This is a genomic window from Pseudoalteromonas sp. 2CM37A, assembly GCF_023161885.1.
GTDB classification, from domain to species: Bacteria; Pseudomonadota; Gammaproteobacteria; order Enterobacterales; family Alteromonadaceae; genus Pseudoalteromonas; species Pseudoalteromonas atlantica.
Genome location: NZ_JALNTJ010000002.1, coordinates 132,384 through 153,349, shown reverse-complemented (window position 1 = coordinate 153,349; position 20,966 = coordinate 132,384). Strand labels below are relative to the sequence as shown.

Here is a 20,966-nt window from a genome sequence, read left to right as displayed (position 1 = left end):
TTATCCTTTAAACGATAACTGAGTGGGGGAAAACGTAGATGGATCTTTATTGGATACTAAAAAGCTGCTATTGCCAAGTTGGTAGTCATTTCCTCCAAGCTGTATGGCTTTGAGCTTATGAAAATTAGACTTAACTTCTAAACGGAACTGCACTGCTCGGCCTAGATAATCCTTAGTAATATTTTTTGCTAATATAAATAAAGTACCATTTGGTAATAATGCCCTAGCTTTATCAACATTTTCAGTGAAAATGTGGACTTCTACTAAAGAAGAGATATCCCAAACTTGCTTACCTAGGACAGTATCAACACCTAGCCTGGCATGACGCCCTTCAAATTCTAACCGGCTGGGCAGACTAGTCTGTTCTTGTATTTTTAGAGTTTTCCATTGGCCTATCATTTGCTGTATTTTTACATCACAATCTAAGTAATAAGTTAATATGCTTTGAAGATCACTGGCGTTACGTACTTTTCTGCTATACATACCTGAAAAATGGAGTTGACTTTCTCTATAACCTCCACTCAACAAACCTAATATTTTTGTATATGGATCTTTAGATTTATTGTTATTGATATGATTAAGCGAAGGTTTATACTTTTTCCAAGCTCGATAATATAATGATACTAATCTATGATTAAACATGTCATAAAAATCCCTCATGGTGGTATCTTTAAACCTTAATCGCTGTAAAACTAGTTCACTATAGAATTGAGGTAGTGCTCCTGCACAACCTGTTAAACCCATAAACGAAACTTCTATATTTACTTTCGCTAAATTGTCTTCATATCCGATATTTTCTATTTTACTTATGGCATTTCCTGGGAAACCCAATTTCTGAGTTGCTGTAAATTTAATGAGCTCTAGTTTAGGGCTGCTGTCATAACCGACATGTCTATATTCTAAGCCATTCTTTTTTAACTGACTTTCTATTATGAAGACAGCTTTATAAAAATCGACTTGTGAGGTCTGAGATATTAAAGTTTCAATCATAGCAATGGGGTTTCCCCAACTCTTGCTGGCCATTGATAATAAATTTCATCTTGCTCTTTTAATTTCAAAGTTAAACGAGTGTAGCTATTGACAGCTGTAAATTGAGCAAAAAAATGGTCGAGTATAGAAGAAAAGAAAAACATGCCACTACCGGAAAAGTCATCATTGGCAAAAGTTAATTCAATTTCACTCCCAGATGCAAAGCTTACACGCCCTTTCTGTAGAACTCTAACAGTTGACGGTTCAACTTTTACTCTATAGATATTATCTATCATCGCTTTGGTTTGAGGTGATGCCTTAAAGTCGTATAAACGAAGCACTTCTTTTAATTTATGGCATGCATTCTCACCACTAAACGTATCTAGGGTAAGATGATTGATTAATTGCCACCTTGTCGAGTCTGCAATTACAGGCCTAACAGCGTGAGTAAAAGGCACAAGACAACGAATTTTTTTAATTACATCACCTCGTTCAGGCATTAATAAACCAAGCTCTTCATCGCCAAAAGGCATACTTACGGGTAAGTTTCTATTACTACATGTCCCTCTTACCGTTAGTACTGTATTACCACTACTATATTCCATAGCGGAGTTTTCAAAAGCTGCATCAACCAATGATAAATATGTTTCCGTACCAGATTCTACATAACCGCCTGCCCATGCGGCAGCTTCTCTTCTGAGGTGCCAAAATAAGTCATCATGGCCATAATATCGGGGATGAGTTTGTCCGTAAAAAGGAGTAACTACTTGTTTATTCCCTTTTTGATCAAAGGCTAAAACCTCTTTAATTTCTATAACCTCAGAAATTTCTGCATCCATGTACCTAGGTGATAGCTTATATTCGTACTCACTTAATTCTGGGCGTATAGGCTCTAGTTCTTGCTCAAATAAATTAATAATTGGTGTACAACCTAATAGAAATACACTTTTGTCAATTTGCTTCTCAAGTTCTGAGGACTCTGTATCAAAGTAAAAATAAATTTCGCAAGAGTTGGAGTTTTTAGGCAATGAGCTTAAAATATTTTGTAATTCAAAAAAGCGAAATTTTTCTGGAAAAGTGAAATTTTCTACAAGTAATCTATATCCGCTAGATGAACGCTGTGAATAAGGAATAACAGCTTCTTTATTTTTAAACCCTACCGGCTGTAGCTGAGTTTTAGATATGTACTTAACTCCCTCCTCACCGTTGTCAATCGCGACCCCTATGCAGTGTTTAAAAAGAAGCTCGTACACTTTTAAAGTGTGGTGCCACTGCCCATTGATGTATATTCTTAAAGTATCTAAGCCTGTTTCATGTAATGAGACACCCTTATATTCGCCTGCTAACTCTATTTTAAATATTGACTTAGCTTTTTTGTTCCATTTAGGTGTTGGTGCTACAAAAGGACTGTTATCAAATTGGGCCGAGGTAATTTCTACCGGCCACAAGTAAGTCTCATAACATGTTTGAAATTTACATTGCTTCATTTCATCTACATTTGTTTCTACTTCACTATCTCTAGGAATAACGACTCCAGTTGTTGATAGATTTTCAGCTTCAAGTTTAACAACTGACATAGATGGTATAGGAGCTTGGTAATCAGGAAACAATTGACCTAATAAAGCATCTGTTAGCTCAGGAAAACTATCATCAAGCTTTTGTCTGATATTAGCTGTTAAAAAAGCAAAAGACTCTATAAGTCTGGATACATGTGGGTCTTCTATATTATCTTCACTAAGCTTTAATCTACCTGCAACTTTTGGATATTTTTCAGCGAAATCTTTTCCTAAATGACGCACGTACGCTAATTCACGATTGTAATATTTCAATAGTTCATCGTTCATAATGAAGCCTCGATTATTCTCATGCCTAAATTAACAGGCTCTACCTCTGAGTCAAAGCTAATAAACTCAGGCTCAGGATCTGCGTATAGCAATGCATTAATTCTTAAGTTAAGTACTCTATTTAAAGGAGCTTCTTCATCTGTAAAAACCTCAACTTCTAAAAAGCGCGGTTCGAACCTTTGTATTGTACTTTTAACTATTTCACATAATAATGCGCGCCCTTCATGAGATCCTACCGACATACTTGAAAAATCAGGCAACCCATATGAAAGGCATGAAGTTTTAAGCTCACTATATTGACTCGGCCATGTATGCCATTGAATTCGAGCATTTAACAAAGCTTCTATATCTCTGCGCACGTTTTTTCTAAGCTCACTAATAATGATCCCCTCGGTGCGTGAAGGCGCATCCCGAAGTTCTGGTTCATCATCTATAAGCTTATCGAGAATAGACGATTGTAGCTGTTGCTTGAGTTCTATCATTTCTAGCTAAACTTGAGTTATACAGATTCAAGCGTATTAATCTTTAAGTTTGAAATTGTGATTGCTTCATCATCAACAAAAAGCATTTTCATCCCTTTACCTGTAATAAATTCACCTTTAAGCTCAATCCAATCAGATACTTGACCTAGCTTTTCAAGTTCAGATTCAGAATTAATATAAACAAGTGGTAAGTGAGCTGTACCTGATGGACCATCCTTGATAGAAATTTCTACACGTAACCAAATACTCTCTAGTAAGGATTCAGCAGGCTCTATTTTCAATGATTCAATTTCGTTAAAATTTGCTAAATAAAACTCACCATTAGTACCTAAAACCTCTAGGTATGGATTTAAGCAATCATCAAGATCTCTTGGTGATGTTTCGTTTGTTGTAACTCTTATAGATTCCATCTCTCGAGCTAACTGCGAGGCTTCATCGGTAGCACCTTCTAAAAGAGCAACGTGCATTTTCAAAAATAGTGTGTCTAACTCACTCGCATCATGAAATAACTTAGGAATTCCCTTACCTTGATAAAAGTCAACTCGCGATTGTTGTGCACGAATTAAGTGCCTTAAATTTACAGCACCAACTGCAAACTCCGGATTCTTTTGAACCATAAAGTCGAGTTGTTTATCAGCTTTTTCAAGCTCACCATTTATGCAAAGTAGCTCAGCGTAAATACTTCTGATATCAAAATTTAATGGCTCATCTTGAAGTTCTTCCGCACAGTTAGCTAATGCTTCTATAAGTTTTCCTTCACGAATTAAAGCGTGTATTTTTCTCATATATATTATTCCTTTATTTGATGGTGAGGGCTTAGCTCAGTAATTAGTTTAATGCTGGACACCATTTGGTCTAGCTGAAAATGGGGTTGAAGCTGAAGTACCGAAAAGTAATGTCCTGGGTTAGCTTTATTTTCACTTACTTTTATTTTAGCGTTACTAAGAGGGTATTTACTTCTCATGTACTCAGATGAAGAGTCTGGGGCAGCAGTATAGTTGTTTATCCATTTTTGCAAGTCTTGCTCGCACTCTCTAGAGTTATAATAAGAGCCGACCTTATCTCTTGCCATTAACTTCAAATAATGTGCAAAACGTGAAACGCACAATATATATTGCAGCATAGCTGACAGACGGGCATTTATAGTCGCTGCACTAGAATCATAATATTTCGCTTTTTGAGCGCTTGCATTACTATAAAAAACAATGTGCTCAGTATTAGTAACTGAAGAAGCTGGAATAAAACCTAATTCAGAAAATTGCTTCTCTAGCTTACTTGTTACTAATAAATCTAAAGGTGGTTTCGCTTCTTTTTGGTAGGTATCGTTTGCAAAGCTATCTTTTGCAAGCCCTGTAACAAGTCCTTTAGATACTTTGCCAGGTTCTATTCCTCGGATTTGTCCAAACCATCCACTATCACAGTAAGCCCTAATTATTGTTGATACAAACTGGAATGCTGCATTACCCCATAACATATCTGTTTCGGGGTCTTTAATGTGCTCTTTGAAATAAAAATCTTCATGGCGTTTACCATCATTACTATATGGCGGCCTGACTAATACATGAGGGAGTGTTAAACCAATAAAACGAGACTCTTCCATCTCTCTAAAGCTTTGCCATTTTACATATTCTTTTTGCTCAAATTGATTAAATAAATCAGAATAATAGCCTAAATCTGAGAAGCTATCAGCACCAAAAAAGCTCGCTGATACAGAACAAATAAAAGGTGAAAAAGCTGCAGCTGCTGTACGCGAGATTTCCTTTATAGTATCAATATCATTATAAAATGCCCCACCAGAGGCTGAGTTACTTACTTCATAATCTCCAATTATTACACCAAAAGGCTCTCCACCCGCACGATCGAATTCACTTTGGTAAATTAACTGAAAAAAACTACTTTGATCAAAGTCAATTGCCTTATTAACATCCTTAGAAAGGGTGCCCCAATCACAATTCAATACCTTTATTTTGACTTTATTTTCTTTATCTTGCTGTTCTGTTTGTACAAGTAGCCACTTTAAATTGCGCCAGCTAGCTTCTAACTTTTGAAAGTCTGTGTTATGAATAATAGTATTTATTTGCTCAGTGATCAGTCGATCAAGTTCTACTACTACTCTTTGAAAGTATGGAGCCAATGACTCTTTGGCCCACGAGATTGGAGAATCAGAAGAGCCTTCAAGCCAGAGTAATAAAGCTTTATTTAGATTTTTTTCATTTAAAAATCGATCTAGTAAAGCCTCATTATCACTTATTCTAGAGTGTCCTTCATTATGAAAAGCAGCTCCTTGACTTATAAATGAAAACTCTTCGTGATTCATTCTAATGCATTATCCTTAACGCCAGAGACTAATAAATTAACCAATCTCTGGAATTTTAGCTACAAGACGTAATGAAGACGTTAATTCTTCCATTTGTAACCAAGGTTTTAACCATGCAATTGCATTGTAAGCACCTGGTTGACCAGGGATCTCTTTAACAGACACTTTTGCATCAGCTAGAGGATAACGAGCCCTAACATCTTGCCCACCACCTTCAGCAGCATTTACGAAAGTTAAAATCCAGCGATTTAGCCAAGTTTCGACGTCTTCTGCTTCCATAAAGCTACCAATTTTATCGCGTGCCATCACTTTTAAATAATGTGCAAAGCGAGAGGTAGCCATCAAATATGGTAATCGAGCTGAAATCGCTGCATTAGCAGTTGCATCAGGTGTAGTATATATTTGTGGTTTTTGACAACTTTGACCACCAAAGAAAACAGCGTAATCGGTATTTTTGTAATGGCACAGAGGTAAGAAGCCTAGTTTACTTAGCTCAGCTTCTCTACGGTCTGTAATGCCTATTTCAGTAGGACACTGTAAGTCAGGGTCACCGTCATCACTTGTGAAAATATGAGTTGGTAGACCTTCTACTTTACCCCCGCCTTCAGCACCTCGTATTGCTGTACAAAAGCCATACTCCGCAAAAGCCTTACTCATATTTGTTGCCATTGCGTAAGCTGCATTACTCCAACAGTAATCTTCATTTGAAGCACTCAGCGCTCTTCCATCCTTTTCTCCTATTTCAAACTCTTCGAAGTTAAACTCTTCAACAGGTTTTGACGCAGCACCGTATGGTAAACGCGATAAGAATCTAGGCATAGTTAAAGACACAAATCGAGAATCATCACTTTCCCTAAATGAGCGCCATTTTGTGTATTCTATTGATTCAAATACTTTTTCAAGATCTCGTGGTTTTGTTAACTCTTCCCAGTCATCAAATCCAAAAAGTGAAGGTGCTGAGGCTGATATAAATGGGCAAAAACCTGCAGCAGATACATTTGACATTAAACTCAATGTTTCAATATCTTCAGGGTGATTTGTAAACTCAAAATCACCTACAATTGTACCGTATGGTTCGCCACCTGGAGTACCAAACTCAGACTCATAAATTTTCTTAAAAGTTTGGCTTTGGTCAAACTCAACTGCTTTACTTAAATCTTTATGTAGTTCTTTTTTCTTCATGTTTAAAACACGAATTTTTAGTGTTGAGCTTGTTTCAGTATTAGAAACCATATGATGCAGGCCACGCCAAGAGCCTTCTAACTTTTGAAAAGCGTCAGTATGTATAACAGCATTTAACTGCTTTGATATTTTTTCATCGATTAATTTAATAGCTTCGTTAAACGTAACAGTTAGGTTCTTGTTCCACTGAACTGTGCCATTTAATGCTTCTTCAGTAAGCGTTTTAAGAAGCTCTTCTGCGCGGTTAGCATCTGTTTGCTTAGTAGCACCAATTGCTTGCTCAAGTAAAGACGTACTAGTTTCTGTATTGGACTCTAATTCTGTACTTAATTGTTCAGTACTCATTTTTCAGTCTCCTCTATCTTTAATTCTTTTGCCATAGAATCTAAGCTTTCAGTATTACTTAATACTTCTTCAAGTACATTTTCTAATTCTTCTGAACGGTCAATTTTAGTCATTAAGTCACGTAATTTATTACGCGTTTCCATTAATTTTCTTAATGGTTCAACTTGATTCACAACAGCTGCAGGCTCAAAGTCATCCATAGACTTAAAGTTAAGCTCTACATTAAATTGTGAGCCATCATCGTTAAGCGTATTGTCTACAACTAAATTTAAAGAGGGGCTCATACGTTTTAGAACGTCATTGAAGTTATCGCGATCAATTTGTATAAAGCGCCTATCTTTAAGTGGCTTAATATTTTCAGTACTATCACCGGAAAAATCGCCCATTACGCCAATAACAAAAGGTAACTCTTTTTTTACTGCTGCGCCTTCTGTTTCAACATCATATGTTATGTGAACGCGAGGTTTACGTACTCGTTTTAATTTATCATGGATACTCATAGAGAACTCCTTTTACTTATGTTTCAGTTTCGCTGATCTTAATGCCAGACAACTTAAAGTACCCGGTCCTAGCATCACTATCTGTTATTAATTCATTTAATAATTCAGGCAGCGATAATTCGCTCCATCGAATCACTTGTTCTATTGTGTATGACATTGGAGAATGTGGTTCAGTTTTTCTAAAAAAAGCGGCTATTTCTTTAAGTTTATTTATCGCACTCTCACGAGAGTCTATTTCTAAGCTACCTTGCTTTTTAGCTGCTATTGTAGTACCTAATTCACCATCACTCTTTATCAATTCAGCTTCAAGTAATACTTCAGCTTCAGCTTCAGCTTCAAGTTTAGCTTGCTCCAATGCAGCAAATTTATCAGCTGCAATATGATTAACTGCAGATAGACTTACTTCCAGAGCCTTTTTAATATTGGACGTAGGTTGGGGTTGCCCAGTGACTTGATCAAGCACTTCACTTAAAAGCGAAAATTGCTGCATGGCCTCTTCAATATCTTGCTTTAAGGTTACAAAAAACTCAGTGCTTGTTTCAGCTGCACTTCTTTCAATGAGTTCATAGTCAACAGCACCTGAGCTGAGTTTTTTCTCTCTTTTTTCATCATTTAGACGCGAAATATCATAGCCTTGCTGATATTCCCAAAAAGAATATGACTCCATGCTGGCACTATCCGTAAGGTAGATACTTTTAATTGGAATTATTAATGTGCCTTCGCCTGCGGAACCATTGAGACCAACCAATGCAGATACTTTATCTGATACTTCATCATCGTCATCAAGTGACGGGTATAATTCATTAAAATATTTATTGAGTAAGTTGTGAGCAATTTTAAAACCAAAAGCTAAACCTTTAAAGCTATAAACTCGGCACAGCCCTTCAATAAACCACGCTAAATACTCTATATCTTTGCTTTCAGTCTTTATTGCATTACTACATTGTTCTAATAGAGGAAGCCAGTCTCTTGATAATGAAGAAATACCTTCTTCATCAACTAATGCATTTCTCTCTGCGGCACGCAGCTGATTTCTTAAATCTTTTAAAGCATAATAAGTAGACGTTGGGGAGACATCAGACCGAGGGTCTAAACCTGCGATCTCAGTTTCAGAAATAGGGGAAATATACTCTTCAAATACAAACATTCCATCGTCCTAAAATTATCCATAAAACTCCAATAAAGCGGAGCGGATTTCATATTACATTCTTTATAATAAATTACAAGCTTAGTTACAATTGAGTTTAAATCTTAATTGTTGTTTTTATATAAATAATTAAAATTTAATATATTTGCTTAATCCATGCCAAAAATTAAAGTAAAAACTCTAAAATAAAAAAGATAACATTCTTTATATTTAAGAATAACTACTTGGTAAAAAGTGGAATTGTAGCTTCATCTTGAATTTTGTATGTTTCCGATTTGCTACTAAAATTTTCATGGCCATATTTAATTATAATACAGGTAACATTATCGCGTGCACCTCTTACTAAAGAAGAATGCATTAGCGCCATACCTGAATCAATAATACTATTAGGTTCTAATGACAAACATATTTCTTCATCAGACAATTCGCCTGTTAAGCCATCTGAACAAAGTAAGAAAATATCATTAGTATTTACTTCACCTTGTACTACATCTACTTTAACTTCGTCTGTAACGCCCACTGCACGGGTAATCACATTCGAAAGAGGGTGCGTTTTTGCTTCCTCGACTGAAATTACGCCCTCATCGATAAGGTCATTTACTTGGCTATGGTCCCGCGATACTTGCTGTAATTGGCCATTTCGCAACATGTATGCCCGGCTGTCACCTACCCACAAAACGTAATATTGATTATCTTTTATAAATAAGGCGGTTACTGTGCTGCCCGCCGTTTTACTTCCTAAGTACTGAGCGCTGTAATCATTTAATTGGCGATTAGCATCTTCAATAGCTGAAACAATATGAGCAACGCTAAGCGTAGCTAGTGTCTTTTCTTCAACTTTTGCTCTAATAACATCTACGACTAGTTGGCTTGCAACTTCACCCGCTTCATGTCCACCCATTCCATCAGCTACTACCCATAAGTTATGGCTATTAATTTCAACATGAGAGTCTTCATTTAATTGCCTAACTGCACCGCGATGAGTTATTGCGTAACTTGTACTTAAATTGCTAATCACTATTTTTTACCTGTGTGTAATTCCATTCCCAATGTTTCCATCGGCCATCTAACATAGCAGCAACTTGGTTAACAGGCGGTAGTCCTGAAGTAACAAGCATCATAGGCTTTATATTGCATGAACCGTGTGTCCACCAAACACTATAATCACCATGCTTTTTATATAAAAGTGCATGTAGGGCGTCTTTTAAAACATCACTTGATAGCTCATCACCTGAGAACTCAAATGCTTCACCTTCTTTATTTTTGTCGCTAGAGGGAGAAATACTAAGCTGCTTTTTAGGCGCTATAAGGGTGCTTATCGATTTAGCAACGTCTTTTCGCCAAGTAAAAAGGTCAACAGAGTTATCGAGCACTTTAAGTACTGTGTCTTCGTACTCTAAGGAGAAAACGCCCGAATTTAATACTTCTATCGGCGCAACTTCTAATGTACTGGCCACTGTAAATGGGTAATGGCGCCCTACTGCATCCATACTCGGTAATAGGGTTCCCATTACGCCTTTATCGCCAACAATATTTGGCGATAAAGCAAAATGCCATACAGGACCTGTTAGGTAGTTATCTTGCCAATTGTCGCCTAACTGTTCCTTGCTTACAGCAATAGCTGCTTGCAGCCATTGCTCCCAGTGCTCTGAAAATTCTTTCGAAACGCTGTCTTGAACAAAGTCTCCCAAGCTAGGGACTTTGCCGAGGTAGCCTATATTTATAATCGGGTCGGACATGAAAACTTCTCTACACTTTTATTCCAAAATGGATGCCTAATTGATTTTGGCAATAGCTCAACTTTTGCGTTGTTACCCATGAGAGAAAAATGTAACTCTAAATCCTCACGTGTTTTAGCTCTTTTAGCGCTAAGCTCATCTAGCATGCGATAAAGCGACCATTCACCTTGGTAAGTCGTATTTACTGAGCGGCCTCCATTAGGTGGAGTGAATACAACTCGCGTTTTACTTTGTCCACTTGCGCCTGGCCAAACAAAGTTAGTAACTCTTAAAGGGCCATGTCGGTAAATCATTGATTGACCGTCAATTTCAATCATTAAGCTCGATGTAGTTTTATCCAACGATAGCGGACGTAAGCCAAACTCAATTCTAGGTGTTGCACTTCCACCATCGAAGAACACCGTTTGAATTTGATGGGCTAGTTCAAACATGGCTAGAGTATCAGCGCTTATGCCAATGTCTTTTTCAAACTTCCACGGACTCGAACTCATATCCACACTTGGTGCTACATAGTTAGTGAAGAAGCTATCAATAGTGCCATCTGGTCCAAAGAAGCGTGTAAAGTCTTTCATATTCACTTCTTTTTGTGCATAAGGAGAGAAAGGGTATCGGCCCACAATAGCTGCGTTGTACTCACGTAAAACTTGGCTTTTCCAAATCTCATTTAAGTGTCTGTTAGCGCTATTTTTAGTGATATTACTGGTATCTCTGCTTATATCTAATAACCAGCTATTAAATGGGTAAGGTAGATCACGGCTTTGGAACTCAAGTTGGCGAATGAAACTTGGTTTACTTTTTCCACTGATTTGATCTTTTATTGATGACTTTAACTGATCACCTCTATCAAGCTTAGTTAGATATACGTTAAGCTCTCTGAGGTTTTTCTGAATGTTATCTAATTGCTGAGCATCAATATTTATAACATCTTCAAACGCTTCTTCAACCTGATAACCTGGCAGTTTAATGTCAAACTTAGGCGCTTCGTCAGGTAAAAAACGTTTAATTCTGTTAGCTTTAGTTTGCATTGCAATTTCAGCGGCATTAGCGGCAACTTTACCCGCTGCTTTTTGATTCTCTGACACCGGCAATTTGGTTAGTTGCACATTTTTTTGCACAGCCATAATAATGTTTTTAATCGGTGCTTCTGAGCCAGCAAGTACATCAGTAATATTCACACCCTCAGCAGGTGAGCTGTACTGATTCAGGCTTAAATCGTCGATAAATGATTGCCAAAAGAAGACATAATCTTGGAAATAACGCTGCTCTAATTTCTTTTCAATCTCTTCTTTAGAAATATCATAAGTGCCCGATGCTTCCTCGCCATATACCCAGCTGCTTGCCATCAAATTTCCAAGCATTTTACTTTTTTCAACATTAAAAATGCCGTGAAAACCGTTAAAGGTATATAAACCAGGGATACTTCGAGTCAGCTCGCCATTGTTTCTGAATGTGAATTTTTGCGCACTTTCAAAACTAATAATGTCTGTTAATCTAAACGGCGGAATGCTGCTATCAAGAAAATCAGCTTGTAGGCGTTGGTATGCTCTTTCGGCTATTGGTAACTTAGTTAATTCAGCTCTAGCTATACGCACTGCTTGATTATCTATTTTGGTTTGACTAACACCAAGCTCTAGTAAGGCAGCAATGTGGTTCATTAACTGGCCGCGAGTTAGCGCATTTTTATCACCCGGTAGATTTCTTTCTAGATATGCATTAAACCAAGCCGAAATATCTTCACTTTCAAAGTACTCAGGTTGGAATAGCATTAAATAGCACTTTAGCGTCTCGTATAAATAGCTAAGGTGCTCTGGGTGCGCTTCCATTTCTTTAATTAACGTATTTGCGATATAGGGTTCTAAATACGTTTGTAGAGACCTGTTATAGGCTTGTGTAGATGACTGTTTAATTTCATTAAGCTTATTAAAACCTATTGACTGAGATTCATCGTCATCAACTAACGCAGGGTTGTTAGCTGGTAAGTTTCTTAGCGCATTGAGCCTGTCGTTTAATACTAATAAGTTGCTTCTATCAAACGAGGCGGCATCTAGCTCCTGATAAGTTTCAATGGCTTCATCTGTAGCAGCCATTAAATTATTATTCCATGCAAAGCTAAAGTACCACGAAATAGAAAAACCAATTACCGCAATACTGGCTAAAGAAATACTACCTACTCTGAGCCATTTGTTTTGCTTATCGTGATGTTTGTTAGTGCTGGCTAGGTTTTGCTCAGGGAAAATTACACCTTCTAAAACATTTTTAATAAAGAAGCTTTTCGATTGATTTATATAACTAGAATCTGCTGAGTTTACGTCATTTAAAAAGCTAGCTGGCTTCCCTTCTTGAGTTGCACTGGTCAAATACACGCCCCTAAACATAGGGAGTTCTTCATAAGCGTTAGGGGTAAAAATTTCTTTTAAAAACGCATCGCCCACACCTTGCAGCACACGAAGCTGTCTCGGAAATTCAAAAATTTTGGCTCGTATTTCTTCATTACGCTCGTTAATCAGCCTACGATTAAGCATTTCTGTCAGTTTTGAAATTAATGCGTGAAACTCTTTGTTAAATGCTTCAACTTGAGTGTCTTTATCTAGGTCTAACTCAAAAGTAACACCCCAAACTTGCTCGCATTCCTCTTCTGTAAGCTCGCCAAAAAACTCTCTAAAACCTTCAATTAAATCAACTTTAGAAAGAATGACGTACACCGGAAAAGTCATACCCAACTGATTTTGTAACTCTTGTAAGCGCTGTTTAATTGCGCGGGCATGTAGGTTACGCTCTGTTTTAGTTTGACTCATGAGCTCAGAAATACCCATGCTGATCATTACACCGTTAATGGGGCGTAGAGGGCGGTACTTGCGTAAAAGCCCTAAAAAGCCCTCCCATGCGCGTGAGTCATGTTTTGCGTGGCTACTTTGTGTAGTGTATCGTCCTGCGGTATCGATAAGTACAGCTTTATTAGTGAACCACCAATCACAGTTTCGTGTACCACCAACACCGTGGACTAAATCCACACCTAACTTATCTTTTAACGGATAGTCTAAGCCGGAGTTATTAATAACCGTTGTTTTACCGGCCCCAGGCGGGCCAATCATAATATACCAAGGTAATTGATATATATTTTTACCTTTAAATAGCTTTACATCTTTGAGTAAGTTGATGGCTTCATTCATGCGATTTTTTAACGTAGTGATCTCTTCATTCACCTCGTTACTGTTCGACTCATCGCTTTCAATTAGTTCATCGGCCATTTTCTCATCGCGTTTGCTTTGTTGCGTTAAGCTATAAATTTTGGTGATAGCAAACACTAAAATAACAAACAAAATAGTTAATAGCCGTGCTGCTACGCTCTCTAAAGGTATATAGTCGGCAATCGCGATAAGCGGACCACCAAACCAAATTAATAAAGATAACGCCAAAAAGCCGATAATTAACATGGCTGTTTTAGAAGTGAGTACGTAAGTAATTTTTTTTATTTTGTGTGAAAAACTCATGTCAGCCTCATTAAAATAATAAATCGATTTCAATTCGTCGGTTTAGTGACCGAGAAGCTGAATCTGAATTGCTGGCGATAGGCTCTGCTGCACCTTTACCCTCAGGCCATAAACGGCCACTTAGGTTTGTACTTTTAGCCATAGAATTGGCAACTTGCGTTGCACGCGCTAATGATAGATGCCAATTTGATGGATATTTATCGGTACGGATAGGCGTATCATCGGTATGTCCAGTAATTAAAATACGGCCTTTTGTCCCTTCTAAACTACGTGCTAGCTTTTCTAAAATAGGTTGAATGGACGGTAATAATTTCGCATCGCCTTGATTAAATAGACTTTCATTATTTATTGAAATTCGTATACGGTCTAGATTTTTCTTTACTGTAACTATCCCCATCTGAATTTCTGTTTGCAGTAACTGCTCAAGTACTAATAACTGCTTATCTTTTTTATCTACACTTTCGTTTTGCGCTATAGGATGAATAACAGCCAGCTTATCGTTAAGTGAAGTAACGCCATCGTTGAGTTTCATGTTGATAAATAAGTAAACCATTAACAGCACTAAGCCCAGCACTGAAAAAATCACCCAAAGCGGAACTTGATTTCTAAGCTCTACGCCAGCGGCAACACGCTGCTTCCAATTAGGTGAAAGTTTATTGTTCAATGGGCCATCTAATTGATTTAAAAGGTGATACATTTGAGAGCGATATTCTTCTATTTTGGTATCGCCACCGTTGTCTAGCCTGTATTTACCTTTAAAGCCTAAGTTTAAGCAATGGTACTGCAACTCAATAAATTGTTTGTGCTGTTCAGGTTGAGCCAGTGCATTATCAAGCAGGGTGTAAAAGTATTCACCGCCAAACGTTTCTTTATGAAACGTCGATAGTAAACTCTCATCAGCCCACTCCATTGAGCTCCATTTAGAATTTAAAACTGATTCATCTAAAATCGCACACAAGCAGTAACGCGAGTTAGTGATTACATCTTTAGAAAGCCCCTGGTTGCGCACTTCAACTTCAAAGCGCTTTACAGCCTCAACACAGCGATGCTTTAAAGCAGCAATATTTGTCATCTCTTTAGCTTGGCTAATCGAAATTACTATTGAAAAACAATCTGTAGCCGCTTCTAAAAGTGGGTTTTTAAAAATTGAAACTTTAGACGTATTAGCAACACTGCTGGCAACTGGCTCAACAGACATCACTGTTTTATCAGCATCGTTATCAACATTCGGAGTGTTTGAAGTGTCACGCCCTAGTCTACCAGGGCGAGGTTTTATAATGGTTTCATCCATTGAAACTCTTCCTTTAAAAGTTAGGTTCTAATTGCCCAAAGGCTTATTTGTAGCTCTGGGTAATTGCCCGATAAGTGGATAGCGATACCACCACTTGAACGAAGTTTTTCCCAATGTTCCCCCTGCTTGTTTAACTCAAAGTAATGAAAACCCGCATGGTATGGGATTTGGCGCGGTGCCGTTGGTAAGTTACTAATGGTAATACCAGGAATTTGGTTATTAACTAAGTCACGTATGGTTTCTACACTACCAATCTTAATTTGTGAGGGCAGTATTTTGCGCAGCTCTTCGTGCGGTACACTTGCTTTGATCGCTAAAACAAATTGTGCCGAGTTAAGTACAGATTTATCTTTTAGTGCGCCAAACGAAATACCAAACTTGCTTTGTTCTAATTTAATTTCTGTCGCAGTTTGTTCAATAACATGACTTAAAGATTGATATAAAAAATTAACTACTTCAGAAAATACTTTGCCCAAATTTTCATGATCGTACTTAGGCAGCTTTGGTACTCTTTTATTCGCAGTACTAAAAGTAGATAGCTCGCCAGCAAGCTCAATAAGGCGGGTATAAAATACATTTGGGTGGAGGTTATTCACGCTAAGTAGATTGTCAAAAACAGCATCGTATTTATTAAGGGTTTGCAGCATGATAAAGTCGGCAACAGAGGTACTCCCTGCATAACCTTGGCATAAACGCACAGAAATACTCTCTGCACGCTGTTTTATCATAGAGCCTATTTCTCTTACTAAACCGAGTAACGGCTTGCATTGACCTACTTTTAAAGAGGCAGGTATGTATTTAGTGTCAAGCTTAATGCTTCCTTCATTGCTTACTTCAATAATGCGCGCCACAGGTAGCAAAATATACCCAGCGAGATCATCAGATGAAAGTACAAGCTTGCTATAAATTTTAGCAACCTGAATTACCTCTTGAGATTGAGCTCCCAAAGAGTCGTCACTAACCGCTAAGTCATTTAGTTTATAGCGCGTAACAATATTCTCATCCAGCGCTGAAATATTAATACCACTGTTTTTGATTGCCGGGATAGCAAGGTATACCACCTCATCATACACGTCTTTACTAACCACTAATGGCTCAGGTAAAGGAGTAGACTGTGGCATTTCAATTGGCAGTAAATCAGGCGTAATAGCACTTAAAGACTCAAGGGCAAACTGTCCTGAGTTCAATAATTGTGTGTCTATACTTATATCAATTATGCCCCATGGATCAGATAAATTCCCATTGCATAATTGATTTATTAAGTTAGAAAAATGCTTATCTGATTGTTGAAAATGTTGCGGCCTTAAGAACATCCCTTCAGTCCACGCAACACGAGTGTTATCACCCATTTTACAAATCCTTTTTATCGCTCTCTCATGTATGTTGCAATTGCTTCAACATTCACATCTATATCGTCATAGCCTGTTGGGTCAACCTCTATAACGGCCCTCCACCTTGCTTGGTCGATATCTCTATAGGCCACAACAACACCCACATAACGGGTATTTCTGTTAAGGCTCATTTTGTATTTTTGTACTGAGTTTGGTTGTAGCTCTAACTCATCTTTTTTAAGTAAATCTGGACCCAGTAGCTTTTCAGGCGTTTCGTATAAGCTAAAAAAGTCCTGCGTATCAAAAATTGTTCGTGAACTAAGTTCAAATATTTTCATAACAACTGGCGACGGTCTCTCTGATGTGTCTGGATTTACATCTTTAGAAACATTAATAATTAAATCAGTTGAAGGCGGCACTATTTTATTTACGGTGGTACACCCAACCGTCAAAAAGAGTAGGCTAATGCTCATAAAAAAGAGCTTAAGTTTAGACATTATTTACTTTCCTTCCTAAAACGTTTCTTGAGTTTTATCATTGTAAGCCTTTAAAAAATCGTCAGATAACGCCATAGCGCCTTTAGCATTAACATCATGCGCTAGCTCTTCATGAAGGCTTTGGTATATCTTCCAACATTTTGCTTCTGACTGGCCTGGAATAATCTTTAATACATTAGAGTTTTCATTTACTTGCTGGGTGATTAGCTGGGGAGAAACCTGCTCTAAAATCCCTTTAAGTACACCATCAGCTCCTGCTAATAAAGCATGTTCATGTCTTCGTGTATCAGTAAAACTTTCTTTAATCGATTCACGAGACGACAGGAAGCTTGCACTATTTCTTATGAATAAATTCTGAATAACATCATCAATATCAGCAGAAAATTTTATAGGGTTATTTTGCTTTGTTTGAAACATGGTTTGATTCAAACGTAATTGATTTTTTACCAATGCTCGTTGTCTTAATGACTCCATCAGCTCGTTTAATAATAAATTTAAACTTTGCCCCATTTCAAACCACAACTCTGGTGTATTGAGGGCATTTTGAAGCTCAGTTTTAACACCTAAACCTTTTAAAAACGCCTCCGATAAAGCGGAATTAGCGCTTGCGGTACTAGCGTGTGTTTGCGCTTGTTTTACTGGCTGCTTAACGGGTTCTGGTGTTTTTTGTGGCTCAACTTTAACGGGTTGTTCTGCCACTGCAACATCATCAAAATGGTTTTGCGGTGAGACTGACACATCAGGGTTCATTAAATGTGATAACTCATCCCAATTTTCAGGAATTTGATTATCAGGCTGTGCCATGTTTTCTTCTTTCATTGAAACAGCAGGCATTGACTCATCTAAAATAGATTCATTTAAAAATAAGTCACTTGAAGAAAAATTATCTATTGCAGGTGCCGGGGCACTATTTCTTAGTGCAAAGTCATCCGTATTTGGGCGTGCTTCATTGTATGCTGTCGTAGATTGAGAATCAGCTAACTCGACCTCAATTTGAAAGTCCCCCACTGTAATCACATCACTGTGTGCTAAACGGTGTTTATTACCTTGACCAAGCGCAGACACGCCAAAATTAACAAACGTTCCGTTAGTAGAGGTATCGTATAAGTAAAACGAATCCCCTTCTTTTTCAATACGGCCGTGTTGGCTAGAAATTATTTTTTCAGGATCAGGCAAGTGCCAATCGCACGCTTCCGAGCGGCCAAAAATAAGAGAGTGTTTAGTTGTTTTAGAAGCTTCAATTTCAGGCGAGAGTCTATGATAACTAGTTATATTTAGTATCAGTTCCATTTGATAAGTTAGTCCCATAAATCTACATTTTTATTAGGATAAAGTAGAAGCGAAACTATTGTCAACATTGAAATTAATATATAAAAATATACACATATATTTAAATTTGAAGACAATGATAAAGCTAATAAACCTAAAAACATGAAATCCAATAATTAAATCACCGTTTGAATGTTCCTTTTCCAGCACACTGTAACAAATTTAATCCCAAACAAAATAAAGTGATAAATTACCGATGAATGTACCTTTTACGCCTTTTACAGCGCTTTTAAGCACGTTATTTTTTAAGTTTAAAAATAAAAACAAATTTTAAGTTAGTTAAAACAGGCGACATAATTAATTTTGTATGAAACTTCTACGCTAGAAAGATTGCTAAAGTAATCTTTTTTTGTAAAAATACTGCCGTTATCAAAGGGAGAATTGATAAAAACGATAAAAATTCACCTTTGCAATTATTTATATATACACAATAAAAGGATTTATAATGAGCGGTATCAATAATTCTAACGATAAAACTCAGATAGCGTCGCTTGATTCAAATCTCAAAAAACCCCAAGCTAAAAATAAGCTCAATCTAATTGGCAAAAAAATATCTGCTCGTTACTTGGTTGAAGAATTAATTGGCCAAGGCGGTATGTGTTATATCTATCGCGCAAGGGATTTATTTTTAGAAAGCCCAAGCCGCCCTGAAGTGTTTGTTGCGATAAAGGTGTTACTCGAAGAGTTTTCACACTCAGAAGAGGCCATCACTCTCCTAAAAGATGAAACCACTAAAACACAACAGTTAGCTCACCCTAATATAGTTAAAGTCTATTCAGCAGGTTCAGATGGCGATCTTCACTATGTAACAATGGAGCTTGTTGAAGGCGAAACACTTGAGCAAATAATAAAAAGAAATAAACCCACTGGCATGGTGTTTAAAAAAGCCAAAGTAATTTTAGAGCAGTTAGCTGATGCACTGATTTACGCGCATGCACGCGGTGTTATCCACAATGATTTAAAGCCATCGAATATTATTTTTGATTCTAACGGCAACTTAAAAGTACTTGATTTTGGGATTGCAAAACATAAAACCATTGAAGATGCCTATGCTGTTCAAAACCAACAAAATGCCGCAGTTGTAGGTGGTTACACCCCCACCTATGCAAGCCCGGAGCAACTTAAAGGTGCAGAAGCATCAGTTAAAGATGATGTATTTTCTTACGCATGTATAGCCCTTGAACTATTAAGCAGCAAACATCCATTTAACCGCGTAGCAGCTGATAAGCTAGCAAAAGAGACATCGGCAAAACGCCCTAGTAACTGCCCATTATGGTTGTGGGGTAGCTTAAATAAAGCAATTGCATTAAACGCTTCTGATAGATTAAGTTCACTCGACCCCATTACTGCTAAATTAAACCATAATTACAAACCAGCTATCGCACTAGTAGCAAGCTTAGTGGTTGCTACAGTATTAGCAGGGCAATATTACTTATCTAACGATAACAATGTAAAACAGCTCGAAGCAAAATTAGATAATGCTCAGGCTATAAATCAGCAAGTAAAAACGTGGATGTCGTGGAGTGGCCCAAGCATACTCGATAAGCTTTCTGAAATACCGCCGCAATACGAAGTTTTAAAGCAAGGCTTATTGCGTGTAAATCAAGAGAGTGTTTTGCAAAGCTTTGATGGTATGGCTAATCAGCTAAATAATAGTGGAGATAAGTTTAAGAACTTCGACGAAACAATAGATGTATACACTCAAGCGCTTGAATACTACCCAGATTCAGAAAAGCTTTCTGTGCAACTGGAAAGCATTTTAAGAGAAAGACAATCTATTATTTTTGATATTACATCGCGAATTAATTTACTTTTAGAGCAATCTCGTTATAACGAAGTTGATAACAATAGTATTCCTCAGTTAATTCTTGATTTACATGAGGTAGATAAAACTTATGTTTATCAAGTATCTCCTACCCACTTCGAAAACTACAAAAAAGCGTTAGAAAACGCAATCGCTAAAGATGATGTAGTCACTCAAAGTTCTTTAATATCCGTTGGTAAAGCCATTTTGGATAAAAAACAGAAATCTGAAGTTAGCTTTGAAAGTTTACTACAAAGAGAGTCTGCAATAATCGCGTTAACTGATTATCAAGATAAACTTAATCAAGGTAAGGAGGTAGTCTTCCCTTCAAATGCTGCTTTAGTGTTTTATGAACAACGCTTCGAACGCTATTCTAAGCAACTAACTGTTATAGATAAATATAAAGATTTAATTGCACTAGAGGAGTTAATTGACTCAGAGTCGACTATTTTGCCCAATGATTTTCCTTTATTAGTATCTATCAGGCAAGAATTGTCAAAGCGCTATATCACAATGGCCAATAGCTTAATGAAAAAAAGAATGTATCGAACAGCTGAAACATTAGTTGAGCGAAGTGAAGCTATAACAAAGTCCTTAGATAGTATTATGCTGTAGCACCATTAGTGTATTTGAAAGTTTTTAAATAATAAATATACAAGCTATGAATTTAGGAAAGACAAATATTATCTACTTTATTA

16 protein-coding genes are annotated in these 20,966 nt (G+C 37.2%); 1 reads left to right on the top strand and 15 read right to left on the bottom strand.

Translation table 11 applies throughout. The features are described from left to right. From tssG to tagH, 15 genes are all read right to left on the bottom strand, one after another. A complete protein-coding gene (gene tssG / locus MTF68_RS04415; RefSeq protein ID WP_248461783.1) occupies positions 1–990 on the bottom strand; it encodes a type VI secretion system baseplate subunit TssG in 990 nt (329 codons plus the stop codon). Beyond that, positions 987–2,813: a type VI secretion system baseplate subunit TssF gene (gene tssF, locus MTF68_RS04410; protein ID WP_248461782.1), complete on the bottom strand. Its 1,827-nt coding sequence runs from the start codon at positions 2,811–2,813 to the stop codon at positions 987–989. The genes tssG and tssF overlap by 4 nt, the downstream gene beginning before the upstream one ends. Beyond that, entirely contained in the window at positions 2,810–3,295 is a 486-nt protein-coding gene (gene tssE, locus MTF68_RS04405) for a type VI secretion system baseplate subunit TssE (protein WP_248461781.1), read from the bottom strand. The genes tssF and tssE overlap by 4 nt, the downstream gene beginning before the upstream one ends. Before the next feature lie 17 nt (positions 3,296–3,312). After that, positions 3,313–4,080, bottom strand: coding sequence for a type VI secretion system accessory protein TagJ (locus tag MTF68_RS04400; RefSeq protein WP_248461780.1), 768 nt, complete (start codon positions 4,078–4,080; stop codon positions 3,313–3,315). Positions 4,081–4,085: 5 nt separating this feature from the next. Beyond that, positions 4,086–5,612 (bottom strand): type VI secretion system contractile sheath large subunit, encoded by a 1,527-nt coding sequence (tssC, locus tag MTF68_RS04395; RefSeq protein ID WP_248461779.1) that lies wholly within the window; start codon positions 5,610–5,612, stop codon positions 4,086–4,088. Between the two features lie 36 nt (positions 5,613–5,648). Next, entirely contained in the window at positions 5,649–7,139 is a 1,491-nt protein-coding gene (gene tssC, locus MTF68_RS04390) for a type VI secretion system contractile sheath large subunit (RefSeq protein WP_248461778.1), read from the bottom strand. Beyond that, positions 7,136–7,639, bottom strand: coding sequence for a type VI secretion system contractile sheath small subunit (gene tssB, locus MTF68_RS04385; RefSeq protein ID WP_248461777.1), 504 nt, complete (start codon positions 7,637–7,639; stop codon positions 7,136–7,138). Before tssB ends, tssC (MTF68_RS04390) begins: the two co-directional genes overlap by 4 nt. A 16-nt stretch (positions 7,640–7,655) precedes the next feature. Beyond that, positions 7,656–8,786 (bottom strand): type VI secretion system protein TssA, encoded by a 1,131-nt coding sequence (tssA, locus tag MTF68_RS04380; RefSeq protein WP_248461776.1) that lies wholly within the window; start codon positions 8,784–8,786, stop codon positions 7,656–7,658. A 220-nt stretch (positions 8,787–9,006) separates the two neighbouring features. Next, on the bottom strand, positions 9,007–9,804 hold the full coding sequence (locus MTF68_RS04375; RefSeq protein WP_024032880.1) for a protein phosphatase 2C domain-containing protein: 798 nt from the start codon (positions 9,802–9,804) through the stop codon (positions 9,007–9,009). Beyond that, positions 9,797–10,525, bottom strand: coding sequence for a type VI secretion system-associated protein TagF (gene tagF / locus MTF68_RS04370; RefSeq protein WP_248461775.1), 729 nt, complete (start codon positions 10,523–10,525; stop codon positions 9,797–9,799). The genes MTF68_RS04375 and tagF overlap by 8 nt, the downstream gene beginning before the upstream one ends. Beyond that, positions 10,507–14,016 (bottom strand): type VI secretion system membrane subunit TssM, encoded by a 3,510-nt coding sequence (tssM, locus tag MTF68_RS04365; protein ID WP_248461774.1) that lies wholly within the window; start codon positions 14,014–14,016, stop codon positions 10,507–10,509. The genes tagF and tssM overlap by 19 nt, the downstream gene beginning before the upstream one ends. 10 nt (positions 14,017–14,026) lie before the next feature. Continuing rightward, positions 14,027–15,307, bottom strand: a complete 1,281-nt coding sequence (tssL, locus tag MTF68_RS04360; RefSeq protein ID WP_138576602.1) for a type VI secretion system protein TssL, long form — start codon at positions 15,305–15,307, stop codon at positions 14,027–14,029. Positions 15,308–15,327: 20 nt separating this feature from the next. Beyond that, on the bottom strand, positions 15,328–16,656 hold the full coding sequence (tssK, locus tag MTF68_RS04355) for a type VI secretion system baseplate subunit TssK (RefSeq protein ID WP_248443407.1): 1,329 nt from the start codon (positions 16,654–16,656) through the stop codon (positions 15,328–15,330). A gap of 14 nt (positions 16,657–16,670) precedes the next feature. Continuing rightward, positions 16,671–17,135, bottom strand: coding sequence for a type VI secretion system lipoprotein TssJ (gene tssJ / locus MTF68_RS04350; protein ID WP_024032885.1), 465 nt, complete (start codon positions 17,133–17,135; stop codon positions 16,671–16,673). Between the two features lie 15 nt (positions 17,136–17,150). Next, entirely contained in the window at positions 17,151–18,425 is a 1,275-nt protein-coding gene (gene tagH, locus MTF68_RS04345) for a type VI secretion system-associated FHA domain protein TagH (protein ID WP_248443405.1), read from the bottom strand. A gap of 484 nt (positions 18,426–18,909) precedes the next feature. Between tagH and MTF68_RS04340 the strand changes: the two genes are divergently transcribed. Then, complete coding sequence (locus tag MTF68_RS04340; RefSeq protein WP_248461773.1) at positions 18,910–20,883, top strand: serine/threonine-protein kinase; 1,974 nt, start codon at positions 18,910–18,912, stop codon at positions 20,881–20,883. Positions 20,884–20,966 lie beyond the last annotated feature (83 nt).